The sequence below is a fragment of the Rhodococcus sp. 15-2388-1-1a genome (assembly GCF_002259145.1).
GTDB lineage: Bacteria > Actinomycetota > Actinomycetes > Mycobacteriales > Mycobacteriaceae > Rhodococcoides.
Map to the genome: position 1 here is coordinate 630,897 of NZ_NPFP01000008.1, position 17,791 is coordinate 648,687.

Annotated in this window: 15 protein-coding genes; 12 read left to right on the plus strand and 3 right to left on the minus strand. The window is 65.6% G+C overall.

Annotated elements, in window-relative coordinates; genetic code table 11:
* Positions 1–4: 4 nt before the first annotated feature.
* Positions 5–1,636 (plus strand): ABC-F family ATP-binding cassette domain-containing protein, encoded by a 1,632-nt coding sequence (locus CH302_RS07495; RefSeq protein WP_037189356.1) that lies wholly within the window; start codon positions 5–7, stop codon positions 1,634–1,636.
* Between the two features lie 31 nt (positions 1,637–1,667).
* On the opposite strand, the gene CH302_RS07500 is transcribed toward CH302_RS07495, so the two are convergent.
* Positions 1,668–2,234, minus strand: coding sequence for a TetR/AcrR family transcriptional regulator (locus CH302_RS07500; RefSeq protein WP_037189354.1), 567 nt, complete (start codon positions 2,232–2,234; stop codon positions 1,668–1,670).
* Positions 2,235–2,347: 113 nt separating this feature from the next.
* On the minus strand, positions 2,348–5,158 hold the full coding sequence (locus tag CH302_RS07505; protein ID WP_037189352.1) for an aconitate hydratase: 2,811 nt from the start codon (positions 5,156–5,158) through the stop codon (positions 2,348–2,350).
* Positions 5,159–5,506: 348 nt separating this feature from the next.
* Here CH302_RS07505 and CH302_RS07510 point away from each other — a divergent pair, with 348 nt between their 5' ends.
* The 8 genes from CH302_RS07510 (at position 5,507) to CH302_RS07545 (ending at position 14,363) form a co-directional block, all read left to right on the plus strand.
* On the plus strand, positions 5,507–6,049 hold the full coding sequence (locus CH302_RS07510; protein WP_037189350.1) for an Rv1476 family membrane protein: 543 nt from the start codon (positions 5,507–5,509) through the stop codon (positions 6,047–6,049).
* A gap of 440 nt (positions 6,050–6,489) precedes the next feature.
* Entirely contained in the window at positions 6,490–8,001 is a 1,512-nt protein-coding gene (locus CH302_RS07515) for an NlpC/P60 family protein (RefSeq protein WP_037190039.1), read from the plus strand.
* Positions 8,002–8,243: 242 nt separating this feature from the next.
* Positions 8,244–9,509 carry an AAA family ATPase gene (locus CH302_RS07520; protein ID WP_371828434.1) on the plus strand — a complete coding sequence of 422 codons (1,266 nt, stop codon included), beginning with the start codon at positions 8,244–8,246 and terminating at the stop codon, positions 9,507–9,509.
* Positions 9,506–10,504 (plus strand): DUF58 domain-containing protein, encoded by a 999-nt coding sequence (locus CH302_RS07525; protein WP_037189349.1) that lies wholly within the window; start codon positions 9,506–9,508, stop codon positions 10,502–10,504. Before CH302_RS07520 ends, CH302_RS07525 begins: the two co-directional genes overlap by 4 nt.
* A complete protein-coding gene (locus tag CH302_RS07530) occupies positions 10,501–11,493 on the plus strand; it encodes a VWA domain-containing protein (RefSeq protein ID WP_037189348.1) in 993 nt (330 codons plus the stop codon). The genes CH302_RS07525 and CH302_RS07530 overlap by 4 nt, the downstream gene beginning before the upstream one ends.
* Positions 11,494–11,559: 66 nt before the next feature.
* Entirely contained in the window at positions 11,560–12,282 is a 723-nt protein-coding gene (fabG1, locus tag CH302_RS07535) for a 3-oxoacyl-ACP reductase FabG1 (RefSeq protein WP_037189347.1), read from the plus strand.
* Between the two features lie 73 nt (positions 12,283–12,355).
* Positions 12,356–13,180 carry an NADH-dependent enoyl-ACP reductase InhA gene (inhA, locus tag CH302_RS07540; protein WP_032377850.1) on the plus strand — a complete coding sequence of 275 codons (825 nt, stop codon included), beginning with the start codon at positions 12,356–12,358 and terminating at the stop codon, positions 13,178–13,180.
* A 103-nt stretch (positions 13,181–13,283) separates the two neighbouring features.
* Entirely contained in the window at positions 13,284–14,363 is a 1,080-nt protein-coding gene (locus CH302_RS07545; RefSeq protein WP_037190037.1) for a ferrochelatase, read from the plus strand.
* A gap of 35 nt (positions 14,364–14,398) precedes the next feature.
* On the opposite strand, the gene CH302_RS07550 is transcribed toward CH302_RS07545, so the two are convergent.
* Positions 14,399–15,226 carry a hypothetical protein gene (locus CH302_RS07550; protein ID WP_170946022.1) on the minus strand — a complete coding sequence of 276 codons (828 nt, stop codon included), beginning with the start codon at positions 15,224–15,226 and terminating at the stop codon, positions 14,399–14,401.
* A 76-nt stretch (positions 15,227–15,302) separates the two neighbouring features.
* Here CH302_RS07550 and CH302_RS07555 point away from each other — a divergent pair, with 76 nt between their 5' ends.
* The 3 genes from CH302_RS07555 to CH302_RS07565 are packed head-to-tail and all read left to right on the plus strand — an operon-like array spanning position 15,303 to position 17,788.
* Positions 15,303–16,121 carry a DUF3097 domain-containing protein gene (locus CH302_RS07555; RefSeq protein WP_037190036.1) on the plus strand — a complete coding sequence of 273 codons (819 nt, stop codon included), beginning with the start codon at positions 15,303–15,305 and terminating at the stop codon, positions 16,119–16,121.
* 47 nt (positions 16,122–16,168) lie between these two features.
* A complete protein-coding gene (locus CH302_RS07560; protein WP_037190035.1) occupies positions 16,169–16,600 on the plus strand; it encodes an NfeD family protein in 432 nt (143 codons plus the stop codon).
* 3 nt (positions 16,601–16,603) lie between these two features.
* On the plus strand, positions 16,604–17,788 hold the full coding sequence (locus CH302_RS07565; protein ID WP_037189345.1) for an SPFH domain-containing protein: 1,185 nt from the start codon (positions 16,604–16,606) through the stop codon (positions 17,786–17,788).
* The last annotated feature ends 3 nt before the right edge of the window (positions 17,789–17,791 follow it).

Genomic DNA, 17,791 nt, shown 5'->3' on the forward strand with positions numbered 1-17,791 from the left:
ACGCGTGATCACCGCCACCGACTTGGAAGTTCGTGCCGGTGTGCGGACCCTTCTGTCCACCGAGGGGCCCGCGCTCCGCGTGCAGGCAGGCGACCGCATCGGGCTGGTGGGTCGAAACGGTGCAGGCAAGACCACCACTCTGCGCATCCTGGCAGGCGAGGGAGAGCCGTACGCGGGCGAGGTCGTGCGTACCGGAGAACTCGGCTACCTACCGCAGGATCCCAAAGAAGGCGACCTCGACGTGCTGGCCAAGGACCGAGTGCTCTCGGCTCGGGGCCTGGACACGCTCCTGCACAGCATGGAGAAGCAGCAGGCATTGATGGCCGAGGTGGCCGACGAGGCGCTGCTCGACAAGGCCGTCCGCAAGTACGGCGAACTCGAAGAGCGTTTCGCGTCCCTCGGCGGCTACGAAGCCGAGAGCGAAGCGGCTCGCATCTGCAACAGCCTCGGCTTGGCCGACCGCATCCTCGGCCAACCGCTGCGCACCCTGTCCGGTGGTCAGCGCCGACGCGTCGAACTGGCTCGCATTCTGTTCGCCGCGTCCGACGGCAGTGGCGGCCGCTCGAACACCACATTGCTGCTCGACGAGCCCACCAACCACCTCGACGCCGATTCCATCACCTGGTTGCGCGGATTCCTGCAGAGCCACGAGGGCGGACTCATCGTGATCAGTCACGATGTCGAACTGCTCGGAGACGTGGTGAACAGGGTGTGGTTCCTCGACGCAGTGCGCGGCGAAGCCGACATCTACAACATGAACTGGAAGAAGTACCTCGACGCCCGCGCCACCGACGAGCAGCGTCGCCGCCGTGAGCGCGCCAACGCGGAGAAGAAGGCCGGGGCACTGCGGGTGCAGGCCGCCAAGATGGGTGCCAAGGCAACGAAAGCCGTTGCGGCACAGAACATGGCGAAGCGCGCGGACAAGCTGCTCGCCAACCTCGACGCCGAACGTGTGTCGGACAAGGTGGCGCACATCCGATTCCCCGAGCCTGCACCGTGCGGCAAGACGCCGCTGATGGCGAAGAACCTGACCAAGATGTACGGATCGCTGGAGATCTTCGCAGGCGTCGACCTCGCCATCGACCGGGGCAGCCGTGTCGTGGTGCTCGGGCTCAACGGTGCAGGCAAGACGACGCTGCTGCGGATCCTCGCCGGAACCGAGAATGCGGACACCGGCGAGATCGAACCCGGCCACGGCATGCGCGTCGGATACTTCGCACAGGAACACGACACTCTCGACGATCACGCGTCGGTCTGGGAGAACATCCGGCACGCGGCACCCGATACCGGCGAGCAGGAACTGCGGTCTCTGCTCGGAGCCTTCATGTTCACCGGCCCCCAGCTCGACCAGCCGGCAGGGACATTGTCCGGCGGTGAGAAGACCCGTCTGGCACTCGCCGGGTTGGTGTCCTCCGCGGCGAACGTGCTGCTGCTCGACGAACCGACCAACAACCTCGACCCGATCTCCCGTGAACAGGTCCTCGACGCGCTCCGCAGCTACAAGGGTGCCGTCGTTCTGGTGACCCACGATCCCGGTGCCGCCGAAGCGCTCTCACCCGAACGGGTGATTCTGCTCCCCGACGGTACCGAGGACCACTGGTCCCAGGAATACCTGGAATTGATCCAGCTGGCCTGACCCGCAGGCCGGCTCGTCCGGGACGTCCCGCTCAGTCCTGCCTGCGGACCGATTCCTCGACCAGATCCAGGATCGCCGCGAGGTTGGACCTCCCGTGGCCCGACGCGATGCGCGCCACCAGGCCGTCCAACACGAGATCCAGGTAGTCGGCGAGGACGTCGTTGGGGACGTCGTCGCGCAATCTTCCTGCGGTCTTCTGGCGCTCGAGTCGCCCGAGTGTCGCGTCGGTCAGCTCTGCAGACCGTTCGGCCCAGCTGGACCGGAAGTCCGCGTCCGTGCGCAGTCGTCGGGTGATCTCGAGCCGCGTTCCGAGCCACTCGAATTGTTCGGGTTGCGCCAGCATGTCTCGCATCACCTGCACCAGACCCTGGGTGGCCGCGACCTCGGCCATGCGTCGAGCATCCTCCTGCGCCAGGGCGAGGAAGAGACCGTCCTTGTCCTTGAAGTGGTGGAATATGGCTCCGCGCGACAGGCCGGTGGCCTCTTCGAGACGCCGTACCGTCGCGCCCTCGTAGCCGAACTCGCCGAAGCACTTACGCGCGCCGTCGAGAATTTCGCTTCGACGGGCGGCCAGGTGGTCTTCGCTGACCTTGGGCACGTGTGGGTTTCCTACTTTCGATGAGGGCCTCGACCGATACGGCGATGGGCCCGGAAACACGTTGTCGGTTCCGGGCCCATCGCCGTTCGAGGCATACGTCAGACGACGCGCACTCAGCCTCTGATCATGTTGCGCAGCACGTACTGCAGGATGCCGCCGTTGCGGTAGTAGTCCGCTTCACCCGGGGTGTCGATGCGAACCACGGCCTCGAATTCGACCTTGGTGCCGTCTTCCTTGGTGGCGATGACGGTCATCGTCTTCGGGGTGGTGCCCTCGTTCAGCTTCGCGACGCCGACGATGTCGAAGGTCTCGGTGCCGTCGAGCTTGAGCGACGATGCGCTCTCACCGGCCGGGAACTGCAGGGGAACGACACCCATGCCGATGAGGTTGGAGCGGTGGATGCGCTCGAACGACTCGGTGATGACGGCCTTGACGCCCAGGAGCGAGGTGCCCTTGGCCGCCCAGTCGCGCGAGGAGCCACTGCCGTACTCCTTGCCACCCAGCACGACCAGCGGGATGCCGGCCTTCTGGTAGTTCTGCGACGCGTCGTAGATGAAGGACTGCGGTCCGCCGTCCTGCGTGAAGTCACGGGTGTAGCCGCCCGAGACATCGTCGAGGAGCTGGTTCTTGAGGCGGATGTTCGCGAACGTTCCGCGAATCATGACCTCGTGGTTTCCTCGACGCGAACCGAGCGAGTTGTAGTCCTTGCGCTCGACACCGTGCGAGTCCAGGTACTGCGCAGCAGGCGTACCTGCCTTGATGGGTCCTGCCGGGCTGATGTGGTCGGTGGTGACCGAGTCGCCGAGCAGAGCCAACACGCGTGCACCGGTGATGTCCTCGACGGGAGCCGGGTCCATCGTCATGCCGTCGAAGTACGGAGGCTTGCGCACGTAGGTGGACTTGGGATCCCACTCGAACGTGTCGCCCTCGGGGGTCGACAGGTTCTGCCAGCGGCTGTCGCCTGCGAAGATGGTCTCGTAGGACTTGCTGAACATGTCCCGGCTGATCGACGACTTGATGGTGTCTTCGATCTCCTGCGAGGACGGCCAGATGTCCTTGAGGAACACGGGGTTGCCCTCGTGGTCCTCGCCGAGGGGGTCGGTCTCGAAGTCGAAGTCCATCGTGCCCGCGAGGCCGTAGGCGATGACCAGCGGCGGTGAGGCCAGGTAGTTCATCTTGACGTCGGGGGAGATGCGACCCTCGAAGTTGCGGTTGCCCGACAGCACTGCGGTGACCGAGAGGTCGTTGTCGTTGATCGCCTTCGAGATCGGCTCGAGCAACGGGCCGGTGTTACCGATGCACGTGGTGCAGCCGTAACCACCGAGGTAGTAGCCGAGCTTCTCGAGGTACGGCCACAGGCCCGCCTTCTCGTAGTAGTCGGTGACGACCTGCGAGCCGGGTGCCATGTTGGTCTTGACCCAGGGCTTGGTGGACAGGCCCTTCTCCACGGCGTTGCGGGCGAGCAGTGCTGCGCCGAGCATGACCGACGGGTTCGAGGTGTTGGTGCAGGAGGTGATGCCCGCAACCACGACGGCACCGTGATCGAGGACGAACTCGCCTGCCTCGTCGGTGGTGACCCGGACCGGCTTGCTCGGACGACCCTCGGAACCGTATGCGGCAGAACGAACGTCGACGGAATCCTCTTCGGCGAAGCTCAGCGAAGCGGAGTCGCTTGCCGGGAACGATTCGTCGAGTGCCTCGTCGAGCTTGCTGTCACCCTCGTGCTTCGGGTGGTTCTCCTCGACGTAGTTGTGGATGTCCTTGCGGAACGCAACCTTGGACTCGGACAACAGGATTCGGTCCTGCGGACGCTTCGGTCCGGCAATGGACGGAACGACCGTGTTGAGATCGAGCTCGATGTACTCGGAGTACACGGCCTCGTTCTTCGGGTCGTGCCACATGCCCTGTTCCTTGGCGTACGCCTCGACGAGCGCGAGCTGCTCGTCGCTGCGGCCGGTGAGGCGCAGGTAGTTGATGGTTTCCTCGTCGATCGGGAAGATCGCTGCGGTGGAACCGAACTCGGGGCTCATGTTGCCCAGGGTGGCGCGGTTCGCGAGCGGAACCTCGGCCACACCCTCTCCGTAGAACTCGACGAACTTGCCGACGACGCCGTGCTTGCGCAGCATCTCGGTTGCGGTCAGCACCACGTCGGTCGCGGTGACGCCGGGCTGGATCTCACCGGAGAGCTTGAAGCCGACGACGCGGGGGATGAGCATCGAGACGGGCTGGCCGAGCATGGCCGCCTCGGCCTCGATGCCGCCGACGCCCCAGCCGAGCACGCCCAGGCCGTTGACCATCGTGGTGTGCGAGTCGGTGCCGACGCAGGTGTCGGGGTAGGCCTGTCCCTTGCGGGTCATGATCGTCGGTGCCAGGTATTCGATGTTGACCTGGTGCACGATGCCCATGCCCGGGGGGACGACCTTGAAGTCGTCGAATGCGCCCTGTCCCCAACGCAGGAACTGGTAGCGCTCACCGTTGCGCTCGTACTCGAGGTCGACGTTGCGCTCGAGAGCGTCGGCGCGGCCGAAGACGTCGAGGATGACCGAGTGGTCGATGACCATGTCGGCGGGGGAGAGGGGGTTGACCTTGTTGGGGTCGCCGCCCAGGGTGGTGACGGCTTCACGCATCGTGGCGAGGTCGACGATGCACGGAACGCCGGTGAAGTCCTGCATGATGACGCGCGCAGGCGTGAACTGGATTTCGAAGCTCGGCTCCGCGGACGGATCCCACGAGGCAATCGAACGAATGTGGTCGGCGGTGATGTTGGCACCGTCCTCGGTGCGAAGGAGGTTCTCCGCGAGGACCTTCAGTGCATAAGGCAATTTCTCGGCACCGGGCAAAGCCGACAGTCGGAAGATCTCGTACGAGTTCTCGCCGACTTCGAGGGTGCCCTTTGCACCGAATGAATCATTACTTGCGGTCACTTCAGCTCCACTCGTCTATGAGGCACACCGCCGACGGGGCTGTGTCGACGGTTGAAGCGAGGCGCTGGCCGTGGGCCCCGGCCTCGAATCTCGGGGCTGAGAGTTCGAGGCGGACGCTCGGTCAGTGTCTCGATGAAAGTCTAACAGTACGCTTGTCCTGTGAAAACCTGCGGTCGGGTTCTCGGTGGGTGTCGAGAGACCTATCCACACGACGATCCTCACGTAGTGCTCCCGGCTGCGCAATGAAGGGCGACCTCAGTAGTTGCGCCGGACCTGCGGGCCTACCAGGTGTGGGTACGTCGGTGACGTAGGGTTCGACCCGACTGGTTCCTACCGACTGGACGAGAGATGCCTGAGCCGATTCACGCCGTTTCCCCGCTTGCCACCGACATACCGGCAGGTCTGGATGTCGACAGCATCGTCGCCACGGTCCGCGAGTCCGGCGTCAGCGCACCCGCCGACGAGGAAGCCGGGCTGTCCTCGGCCGTCGCGCGCGCCGAGGACCACGGCATCGATCTGAGCATCGTGATCGTCCCGAACGAACCTCGCCACGACTCGCAACTGCGGGATCTCGCCACCGCTGTCGGAGCACGCGAGGGTGGCACGGTTCTCGTGCTCAGCCCCGGCCAGGTCGGCTCGTTCAGCGACTCGATCAGTCGGGTGACCCTCGAAGCAGGCCAGGACCGTACCTACACCGGCAACCACGTCGTCGCCGCCGACAATTTCGTCGACACCCTGGTCGAGGATCAGACACCGTGGGGTCTGCTGACGGGCGGCCTGGTGATCGTGGTCGCCGCGGTTGCGACCCTGACTGCTGCCGTCAAGGTCCGCAGATATCGCTCTCGTTCGGAGGCGAACGATCATGCGCGCAGCGAGTCCGTCGCCGACTGAACACGCTCGGCCCGAGTGTCGTTCGAGTGACCGACGCTCACACCGTTCGACCCGGTCGCGATCGTGACCGTGAGGTCGTCCGAAAAAGTCGGAAAAATTGTTTCCGGTAAACACCGAGTTCACGGCGTTGTGCCTGGTGGAATTACCAATGTGTCATTTGTGACTGGAGTTTCTTTAGGGTGCGAAGTGTCGTACGGTGCCATTGGCACTGCTGGGGAAGGAGTGTCGCAGAAGGCGGTTGTCATCCGTGGGGAACTCGGGAGGCCACTGCTTCGGGTGTGACTGACGTGGTTCGCACCTGTCGTATCGCTGCGTGTTTCTTTCCCGCCCGGCGAGAGCGCTCACCGTCACCTGCGATCGGGGTGGAGGACGGAGGGCACCTCGACGGCACGACGGTTCTGTGCGAACCCGAGTGAATGCCGGACCCGAGGGAGACATTTGTGAGCCGACGTCAAGTCCGCGGAACTCACCGCCGTGCACTCGTCCGTACCCGATTCGTGCTGGTTGGCGCAGGACTCGTTCTCGCGTTGACGGCGACCCTTCCCGGGGTTGCCGCCGCGGTACCACCGCCACCGCCCAACCCGTCGGACACCGATCTCGCCGCTGCGGGTAGCGCCGTCGATTCGAGTCTGGGCCAGGTCGGCCTGCTGATCGACGCGATCGCGTCGGCCAACCAGCAGCTCGCCCAACTCGACGACGAGGTCGCATCGAAGCGAGAAGGCGTCAACAAGGCCTTGGTCGATCTGCAGAATGCACGTGACGCGGCCGATGTCGCTGCCGCCGTCGTCGGCGCTGCGCAGCAGGCACTTGCCGATGCAGGCACCCAGATCCAGGCAGCCCAGGCCAAGTTCGACGCGTTCGCCAAATCCAGCTACACCCAGGGCTCCGGCGTCGCCTCCATGGCATCGTTCCTCGGATCAAGCGGACCGGACGACGTCCTGGACCGCGCCCAGGTCCTCAAGGTGCTCTCCAACAGCCAGAACGCGGTACTCGACGGCTTGCAGCGGGCCCGAACCGAGCAGGCGAACCGCGATTCGGCGGCGCGAGAATCCAAGCAGCAGGCCGACGCGGCCGCCTCGGAAGCCGAGGCCAAGAAGGCAGAGGCCGAGCAGGCCATCGCGGAGGCGCAGGCAGCGCTGCAGGCCGAGGCCGACCGGAAGGCCACGATCGAAGCACAGCGTGACTCGGCGCAGACCGAACTCGACGCCGCCCGCAGCAACGTCGCCGGTCTGCAGGACCAGCGTGCGGCGTACGGCACCTGGGAGGCGCAGAAGGCGGCCGAGGACGCGGCCATCGCCGCCGCCACGGCCGCGGCGAAGGAAGCTGCTGTACAGGCAGCTGCGCGAGTATCGGCGAACCTGGCGGCGCAGCAACGCGCGGCGGCCATTGCCGAAGGCCAGCGTTCACACGTGGACGTCGACGAGGATGCGAGCGCGTCGACCGATACCGACAGCTCCACCGCGACCACTCCCACCAAACCGAAGACGCCGACCAAACCGAAAACGTCCACGACCCCGTCGGTCACCGGAAGCGCAGCCGTCGAGTTGGCGATCGACCGCGGAATGAGCCAGCTCGGCGTGCCGTACTCGTGGGGTGGCGGCGACGAGAACGGGCCGACCAAGGGCATCAGGGACGGCGGAGTCGCGGACAGCTACGGCGACTACAACAAGGTCGGCTTCGACTGCTCGGGCTTGATGATCTATGCGTTCGCAGGCCTGGGAATCTCGCTGCCGCACTACACCGGCTACCAGTACACAGCGGGTAAGCAAGTGCCGTCCTCGGACATGAAGCGTGGCGACATGATCTTCTACGGACCCAACGCCAGCCAACACGTCGCGCTCTACCTCGGCGACGGCAAGATGCTCGAAGCTCCCCAGTCCGGTTCGGTGGTCAAGGTGTCCGACGTGCGATACAGCGGAATGACGCCGTACGCCGTGCGCATGGTGTCCTGAGTGCGATCAGGCGTCTCTCCGGACTCCAGAGTCGTTCCCGCAGGCTCCACTCCGGCCCGTGGGTCGGGGGCGCCTTTCGGCGCGCATACCGATCACCTGGAATAGTTGGTTGCGGCGGTACGAAACGAGCCCGACGACGATCGACTGAAAGCGGTGAATTCTTGGTGACATCACGTGACGGCCGGATTTCGAACGACGAGGGGTCGACGCGAGTCGAGTCTCCGACTCCGAATCCACCGGGTGTGGAGCCGACGCGAGTGGACAGTCCGTCCCTGGCCGAGGACGTCCAGCTTCTCGAGAAGGCCGTGTACGAGGTCAAGCGTGTGATCGTCGGTCAGGATCGCCTCGTCGAGCGCATTCTGGTGGGGTTGCTCGCCCGCGGACACGTGTTGCTCGAGGGCGTACCCGGCGTCGCCAAGACCCTTGCCGTCGAGACCTTCGCACGTGTGGTGGGCGGCTCGTTCTCGCGAGTTCAGTTCACCCCCGACCTGGTTCCCACCGACCTCGTCGGCACCCGCATCTACCGTCAGGGCCGTGAGGAGTTCGACACCGAACTCGGACCCGTGGTGGCGAACTTCGTGTTGGCCGACGAGATCAACCGAGCGCCGGCCAAGGTGCAGTCCGCACTGCTGGAGGTCATGGCGGAACGACACGTGACCATCGGTGGCAAGACGTTTCCGATGCCCGATCCGTTCCTGGTGATGGCAACGCAGAACCCCATCGAGAACGAGGGCGTGTACCCCCTTCCCGAAGCTCAGCGAGACAGATTTCTGTTCAAGATCGTCGTCGACTACCCGACGGTCGAGGAAGAACGCGAGATCGTCTACCGCATGGGCATCAAAGCTCCCGAGCCCAAGCAGATCCTGGACCCGGTCGAGTTGGTTCGCCTGCAGAATCTGGCCAGCTCGGTGTTCGTGCACCACGCGCTCGTCGACTACGTGGTGCGGGTCATCGCGGCTACCCGAACTCCCGAGCAGTTCGGTATGGACGATGTGGGCAGCTGGATCGCCTACGGTGCATCGCCGCGTGCGACGCTCGGCATCATTGCGGCCTCGCGCGCACTGGCTCTGCTCCGCGGTCGCGACTACGTCGTTCCCCAGGACGTACTCGAGGTCATTCCCGACGTGCTCCGGCACCGTCTCGTGCTGTCCTACGACGCTCTGGCCGACGAGGTGACCCCCGAGACGGTCATCTCTCGGGTACTGCAGACCGTCGGGTTGCCGCAGGTGTCGCCGCAGGCGGTACCGGTTCCGCAGAGCAACGGAGCCGGTCCGGACGGCCCGCACTTCGACGGACGTCAGCCGCAGGGTCCCTACCCGGCGCAGGGGCAGTTCCCGGCCCCCGGCCAGTTCCCCGCTCCGGGCCAGTTCCCCGGACAGGGACAGCCGCCGCAGTCGCAGCAGCCAGGATCTCAGCAGCCTCCGCAGGGCGGTCAGTACGGCCAGCAGGCGCCGTCGTTGCAGAAGCCGTCGGGTGACGGATCGTCGATCGGTACGCCGGGGCAGTGAGCGGATCCGACACCGCGCCCGCGACCGCAGGCAGAGCCGTCGTAGCCCGGCCACCGTCGTTCCGCTCGGGTGAGCTGCGCGATCCGAAGTTGGCCGCAGCACTGCGAACTCTGGAGCTGACGGTGCGTCGACGGCTGGACGGGGTTCTGCACGGCGACCATCTCGGGTTGATTCCCGGACCGGGATCCGAGCCGGGTGACGCCAGGGAGTACCAGCCGGGCGACGATGTCCGTCAGATGGATTGGTCGGTCACCGCGCGTACGACGCATCCGCACGTGCGGCAATCCGTGGCCGACCGCGAGCTGGAGACCTGGCTCGTGGTCGACTTGTCGGCCAGCCTCGACTTCGGCACCACCGGGTGCGAGAAGCGGGATCTTGCGGTCGCGGCCTCGGCTGCCATCACTCATCTGTCCGGCGGTGGCGGCAATCGGATCGGCGCGGTGGTTGCCACCGGTGCCGACACCAACCGCATTCCGGCACGGGGCGGCCGCGTGCACACTCAATCGATGCTCCGGGCGATAGCCACGACGCCGTCCGCGGCCGACGGTGTGCGCGGTGACCTGCGTGCTGCCATCGAAGCGCTACGACGGCCCGAACGCCGCCGCGGGATGGCTGTGGTGATCAGCGACTTCCTCGGGCCGATCGATTGGGAGCGCTCCCTTCGTGCCATCTCCGCTCGGCACGACGTGCTGGCCGTCGAGGTACTCGACCCACGTGATCTGGAACTGCCCGACGTCGGTGACGTCGTTCTCCACGACCCGGAATCCGGCCGCACTCGCGAATTCAGTACGACGCCGCGGTTGCGTGCAGATTTCGCGCGCGCAGCAGCTGCGCACCGCGACGATGTGGAGAAGGCGCTGCGGCGGTGCGGTGCACCTCGATTGACGCTCCGCACCGACGGTGACTGGATCGCCGACGTCGTACGGTTCGTGACCGCACGCAGGCACACCATCGGGTCAGGCTTCACCAACACCGCTCGGGCGGGTTCGCGATGAGCCTGACCGATTTCGCGTCGCCGTGGTGGCTCGGATTCCTCGTCGTCGTCATCGCGCTGACGGTCGGCTACGTCTGGATTCAGCGGCGCAAGCAGAAGCACGTACTGCGGTTCTCCAACATGGAACTGCTCGAGTCCGTCGCGCCCGATCGGCCGAACCGGTTACGTCATCTGCCCACCGCACTGGTGCTGGTCGGTTTGCTGTTCCTCACAGTCGCACTGGCAGGCCCGACGGCGGACGAGCGCGTGCCGCGGAACCGGGCGACCGTCATGCTCGTGATCGACGTGTCGCTGTCCATGGAGGCCACCGACGTCGAGCCGACTCGGTTGGCAGCCGCGCAGGAAGCAGCAAAATCCTTCGCAGACGGTCTGACGCCCGGTATCAATCTCGGATTGGTCGCGTTCGCCGGTACGGCGTCGGTTCTGGTCTCGCCCACGGCCAACCGCGAAGCCACCAAGTCCGCCATCGACAAGCTGCAGCTCAGCGAGCGAACGGCCACCGGCGAGGCGATCTTCACCTCGCTCCAGTCGATCGACACTCTCGGAGCGATACTCGGCGGCGGCGACGCGGCACCTCCGGCGCGCATCGTGCTGCTCTCGGACGGTAAGCAGACCGTTCCGCAGAACCTCGACGACCCACGCGGCGGGTACACCGCAGCGCGGGCAGCCAAGGACAAAGGCGTGCCGATCTCCACGATCTCGTTCGGTACCAGCTACGGCTCGGTCGAAATCGAGGACGAGGCCGGGGTCGAACGGGTGCCGGTACCCGTCGACGATCCGTCCCTGCGTGAGATCGCGGCTCTATCCGGTGGCAGCTTCTTCACCGCGTCGTCGCTCGAGGATCTCCGCGACGTGTACGACACCCTGGAGGAGCAGATCGGTTTCGAGATCACTCGCGGAGACGCGTCGCGTCCGTGGTTGATTCTCGGGGTCCTGTTCATCTCGTCGGGCTTGGGTTCGGCATTGGTGATGCGGCAACGATTGCCGTGATCGCTGTTATTACTCACCAGTAAGTTTCGCTTTGTCATTCCAGGACGAACAGATAGGTTGCTAGGCATGTCCACACCTGACTTCATCGCGCGATCGGTACTCGTCACCGGAGGTAACCGGGGAATCGGTCTTGCCATTGCCCAGCGGCTCCACGCCGACGGACACAAGGTGGCCGTCACCCACCGCGGATCGGGAGCGCCCGACGGTCTGTTCGGAGTCGTCTGCGACGTCACCGACTCCGCCTCGGTCGACGCGGCCTTCAAGGAGGTCGAGGAGAAGCAGGGACCGGTCGAGGTGCTCGTGGCCAACGCCGGTATCACCGACGACACGCTTCTGATGCGCATGACCGAGGACCAGTTCCAGCGTGTCATCGACGCGAACCTCACCGGAGCCTTCCGCGTCGCCAAGCGCGCCAACCGCGCCATGCTGCGCGCGCGCTGGGGCCGGATGATCTTCCTGAGTTCGGTCGTGGCCATGGCCGGCGGACCGGGGCAGATCAACTACGCGGCGTCCAAGGCGGGAGTCATCGGCATGGCTCGGTCGATCACGAGGGAACTGGGTTCGCGGTCCATCACGGCGAACGTCGTGTCCCCGGGGTTCATCGAAACCGACATGACCGCAGAACTCTCGGACGACTTGCGCGGCAAGGCCAAGGAATTCATTCCGCTTCAGCGTCTGGGTCAGCCCGAGGACGTCGCGGCAGTGGTGAGCTTCCTGGCGGGCCCCGACTCCTCCTACGTGTCCGGTGCCGTGATCCCCGTCGACGGCGGCATGGGCATGGGTCACTGAAAGTCGCTCTCGCACAATACTTTTCAAGTTGCATGTCATCGATTTCATCTCCGAAAGCAAGGAATACAGCACTATGGGCGGATTGCTCGAAGGCAAGACCATTCTCATCACCGGCATCATCACCGACGCCTCGATCGCGTTCCACGCCGCAGCGATGGCGCAGGAGCAGGGCGCCAAGGTGATCATCACCGGCTTCGATCGGCTCCGGCTCATCGACCGCATCGCGCAGCGTCTGCCCAAGGAGGTGCCCCCGGCGATCGAGCTCGACGCCACCAACGAGGAGCACCTCGCCGCCCTGGCGGACCGAGTGCGAGAAGTGGCCCCCGAGGGCATCGACGGAGTTCTGCACTCCATCGCGTTCGCACCCCGCACCCTGATGGGACCGGACGCCAAGCCGTTCCTCGACGGCCCCGGCCCCGATGCCGCGCGAGCATTCGAGATCTCCGCGTGGAGCTACGCATCGCTCGCGCGCGCCGTGCTCCCGGTCATGAACGAGGGCGGCTCCATCGTCGGAATGGACTTCGACCCCCGCACCTCGATGCCGTACTACAACTGGATGGGTGTGGCCAAGGCTGCACTCGAATCGGTCAACCGCTACGTCGCCAGGGAAGTGGGCGCCGCCAAGCGCATCCGCTCCAATCTTGTTGCAGCAGGGCCGATCAGAACTCTTGCCGCCAAGGCGATTGCGGGTACCGCGACCGGTGATGCCGCCAAGATGGACCAGCTGAACGTGTACTGGGACGGTGCCGCTCCCATCGGTTGGGACGTCAACGACCCGACCGTCGTCGCGAAGTCCATCGTCGCGTTGCTCTCGGATTGGCTGCCCGGCACCACCGGATCCATCGTGTACGTCGACGGCGGAGCCAGCCACAACACGTACCTGCCCGAGAACATGTGATGCCGCGGTGGGCGGAACCGCACGTGGTTTCGCTCACCGAGAGGTTTCGTTCGCCGATCGGACCCCCGCCGGGGCCGGTCTGCGACGGGGGCACAATGGAAACATGACCACCCCTGGAGACTTCGACGCATTGTTGGTGCTCTCGTTCGGCGGGCCGGAACAGCCCGCCGACGTACGCCCGTTCCTGGAGAACGTCACTCGCGGACGCGGGGTGCCTCCCGAGCGGCTCGATGCCGTCGTCGAGCACTACATGCATTTCGGGGGAGTCTCTCCCATCAACCGGCTCAACCGAGACATCATCGACGCACTCCGCGTCGAATTCGATTCCGCCGGAGTGGATCTGCCGATCTATTTCGGAAACCGCAACTGGCACCCGATGATCGAGGACACCGTCGCGACCATGAAGTCCGACGGAATCACGAACGCCCTCGTGTTTCCCACCTCCGCGTGGGGCGGATACTCCGGATGCAGGCAGTACCACGAGGACATCGCTCGGGCCCGCGCCGCCGTCGGCGACGATGCGCCCCATCTGCTCAAGATTCGGCAGTACTACGACCACCCGCTGATGGTCGACGCGTTCAGCGACGCCGTGGCAACGGCGCGAGCCTCGCTACCCGAGCAGCACCGCGCCGGTGCGCGTCTGGTGTTCACTGCGCACTCCATTCCCTCGGCCGCCGACGCCAACGCCGGCCCGCCCGAGGACGGCGGTCATCTCTACAGCCGTCAGGTGGCCGAGGCCTCGAGGCTCGTCGCGGCCGCCTCGGGCGTCGACGACTACGACCTGGTGTGGCAGTCCCGCTCCGGACCCCCGCAGGTGCCGTGGCTCGACCCCGACATCTGCGATCACCTCGAAGCGCTGTCGGAGAAGTCCGTCGACGCCGTGATCGTGTGTCCGATCGGATTCGTGTCCGACCACCTCGAGGTCGTGTGGGATCTCGACACCGAGGCGGAGGAGAAGGCCGGCGAACTCGGTATGGCCTTCGCTCGCGCGGGCACGCCCGGATCCGACGCGCGTTTCCCGCGAATGATTCGCGAGCTCGTGGACGAATACCGAGTCGGTGGTCGATGCCGCGGCCTCGGCAGTGTGCCCGGCTACGGTTCGACGCTGGACGGCAGTCGCTGCGCCGTCGGGTGCTGTGAGCAGCCCACCCGGCCGTCCAGGCCCGCCGCTGCCACGTCGTGAACGTATCCGCCTGACACCCCGCTGCCGAGGGGGTGTCAGGCGGAATGCATCGCCGCTTCGATGCTCGTCGCGACCGCGATGGTGCGCGCGGTGCGCACCGCAGCCCACAGCGGTCGAACGAGCTCTTCACGTGCTGCGGCTGCCGACGCGGTCGGTGCCTCCGACGGAGCCGATCCCGCTGCGACCGTCAGAATGGCGGCGACTCGATCCGCCGATTCGAGGACGCGGAACGCTCTGTCGGACATGTCGGCCGGGTAGCGATGCCGTGCCGCGTCGGCGATCAGTGCGGCGATACGGGTGCGCGGATCGGTGTCGAGGGTTCGGGTGGGTAGCGACTGCATCTGCGCGAGCGCGTCCGCCGCGCCGCGCACGGCCTCACGCATCTCGTACTCGGCCTCACCCAGGCCCTGATCCCGACGACCGTGCTCGGGGACGACGATCGAATACACGGTCCAGCGCAACACATCCGGTCCCTCCACGACGGGCACCACACCGATGCCGGCGTTACCCGAGGTCCCGATCACCACCGCCTGACCGGTGCCGAGAGCAGCTCGTGAGAAGTCCGTGTTCGCAGGGAGGCCGCTCACCGCGCCGGGAGCGGGCAGAACGAGCTTGACCCGATCATCCCCGGCCGCGGGCGTCGACGCAGTGGCAGCCGCTCGGATCGCGTGCAGCAAGCCTGCGATCCCATCGGCGTAGCCGGGGTACTGCAGCCCGAAATCGGTGGCCGCGTCCGCATCGCCCGCACCCACGAGATGCATCGGTGCCCACTCGGACATGGCGTCGATGACATCGTCGGGCGAGCTGGCACCGGCCAGCCAGGAACCGGCCCACAGGGCGAGACTCGTACTGGAGGAACACACGACTCACGAGCATAGGTCGGCGTGGCGAACCGTGCTCGGGACGCCGGTGTCGCTAGCGTTGGTCGCCGTGAACGACATGTACGGCGGAGACATTCTCAAAGGGCACAGTCGCATGCGGAAGGTTCCGGCACCGGAGGTGTCGGCCGAGCGGGGACTGGTGGTCGAAGACGCCGGTACCGGGTACTGCGGTGCGGTGGTCGGCTTCGAGCGCACCTACGACGGAGATTTCGTCCGGCTCGAGGACGGTGCCCGCACGACGCGGCTGTTCGCCCTGCGCGAGGCAGCGTTCTTGATCGACGGACGTCGGGTCACCCTGGTTCGACCCAAGCCTGCAGCGGCAGCGGCGGCACCGACGCGTTCCGCGTCCGGCTCGACCAAAGTCGAGGGACTGCGCGCGCGCACCGCCCGTGCCAGCCGCATCTGGGTCGAGGGCGTGCACGACGCGGCCCTGGTGGAAAGTGTGTGGGGACACGACCTTCGGGTGGAGGGCGTGGTCGTCGAGCATCTCGAGGGTCTGGACAATCTGGGGGAGCGGTTGGCGGACTTCGGTCCTGGCCCCGGCCGTCGCGTCGGAGTGCTGGTGGACCATTTGGTGACCGGGTCCAAGGAGTCGAAGTTGACGAGGTCGCTGGGCGAGCACGTTCTGGTCACCGGTCATCCGTTCATCGACGTCTGGGAGGCGGTCAAGCCCGCTGCTGTCGGTATCGATGCCTGGCCGAAGATTCCGCGGGGCGAGGATTGGAAGACCGGGATCTGCCGAGAGCTGGGGTGGGGGAGTCCGCGAGAAGGATGGCGTCGGGTGTATTCGTCGGTGTCGAGCTTTCGGGATCTCGAGGCACCGTTGATCGGCGCTGTCGAACAATTGGTCGACTTCGTGACCGAGCAGCCATCCTGAGCAGCTGATCCACCGCCGGATGTCCGATTCGTGATTGGATGGAGGCTGTGGCAGCGATCATTTGGCTCATAGCGGCAGTGGTTCTCGCCGGTGCCGAGGCACTGACGGGCGACTTCTTTCTTCTGATGATCGCCGGCGGCGCGCTCGGCACTGCTGGGGTCTCTGCTCTGACAGATTTTCCGGTGTGGGCCGATGCGATCGTCTTCGGTGTTCTGTCGTTGGCACTGGTTCTCGGTTTGCGCCCGATTCTGTTGCGACGCTTCGCGACTCCGCCCGATACTCCGATGGGTATGGCCGCACTCACCGGCAAGAGTGCGGTCGTTCTCGAACAGGTCACTGCCCACGAAGGCCAGATCAAGCTCGGTGGTGAGGTGTGGACCGCTCGTCCACTCGACGAGACCGAAGTCTATGCCCCTGGCACCACCGTGACCGTGATGGAAATAGACGGCGCAACCGCCGTCGTATGGAAGGGACCGTAGCCAGTGGAAGCACTCATCGCACTGGCTGTCATCGTCGCGTTCGTCGCGGTGTTGATGGCCAAGTCCATCTCGATCGTCCCGCAAGCCGAGGCCGCCGTGATCGAACGGCTGGGCCGTTACACCCGTACCGTGTCCGGGCAGCTCACGTTTCTCGTTCCGTTCGTCGATCGCATCCGTGCGAAGGTCGACTTGCGTGAGCGGGTCGTGTCGTTCCCCCCTCAGCCGGTGATCACCAAGGACAACCTGACCGTGTCGATCGACACCGTCGTGTACTTCCAGGTGACGAACCCGCAGTCGGCCGTGTACGAGATCAACAACTACATCGTCGGCGTCGAGCAGTTGACCACCACCACGCTGCGTAACGTCGTCGGCGGAATGACGCTGGAAGAGACTCTGACGTCGCGTGATTCGATCAACGGTCAACTTCGCGTCGTGCTGGACGAGGCAACCGGCCGCTGGGGCCTGCGAGTGGCCCGAGTGGAGCTCAAGAGCATCGATCCGCCGCCCTCGATCCAGGAATCGATGGAGAAGCAGATGAAGGCCGATCGCGAGAAGCGAGCGACCATCCTCACCGCCGAAGGTCATCGTGAATCGGCGATCAAGACGGCCGAGGGCGACAAGCAGAGTCGAATTCTTGCAGCCGAGGGTGGCAAGCAGGCATCCATTCTCACCGCCGAGGGTGAGCGGCAGTCGCGCATCCTGCGGGCACAGGGTGATCGAGCTGCGAAGTATCTCGAAGCTCAGGGCCAGGCCAAGGCCATCGAGAAGGTGTTCGGTGCCATCAAGGCCGGCAAGCCGACGCCCGAGTTGCTGGCGTACCAGTACATGCAGACGTTGCCGCAGATGGCGCAGGGCGATGCGAACAAGGTGTGGATGATTCCGAGCGATTTCGGCGATGCGCTCAAGGGCTTCGCCAAGACGCTCGGTGCGCCCGGCGAGGACGGTGTGTTCCGCTACGAGCCCAACGAGTCGGCCGGCAACGAGCCCAAGCCCGAGGACGACTCGGACGAGGTGGCCGAATGGTTCGAGACCAAGACCGATCCGGCGGTCGCCGAGGCGGTCAAGGCTGCAGAAGCAGTGGCACGCAAGCCGGTAGACACCTCGTTGGCTGCGTCGCCCGAACTGTCGAAGGGTTACGACGTCGGTGCCTTGGCGGCGTCGCCGGAGGCGGAGCCGGAACAGCGCTGAGGT

Excerpts from the sequence above, each read along its gene's own strand:
- CH302_RS07545 (WP_037190037.1), top strand. The coding sequence starts at position 13,284 with ATGACCACCCCTGGAGACTTCGACGCATTGTTGGTGCTCTCGTTCGGC.
- CH302_RS07510 (WP_037189350.1), top strand. The coding sequence starts at position 5,507 with ATGCCTGAGCCGATTCACGCCGTTTCCCCGCTTGCCACCGACATACCG.
- fabG1 (WP_037189347.1), top strand. The coding sequence starts at position 11,560 with ATGTCCACACCTGACTTCATCGCGCGATCGGTACTCGTCACCGGAGGT.
- inhA (WP_032377850.1), top strand. The coding sequence starts at position 12,356 with ATGGGCGGATTGCTCGAAGGCAAGACCATTCTCATCACCGGCATCATC.
- CH302_RS07555 (WP_037190036.1), top strand. The coding sequence starts at position 15,303 with ATGTACGGCGGAGACATTCTCAAAGGGCACAGTCGCATGCGGAAGGTT.
- CH302_RS07530 (WP_037189348.1), top strand. The coding sequence starts at position 10,501 with ATGAGCCTGACCGATTTCGCGTCGCCGTGGTGGCTCGGATTCCTCGTC.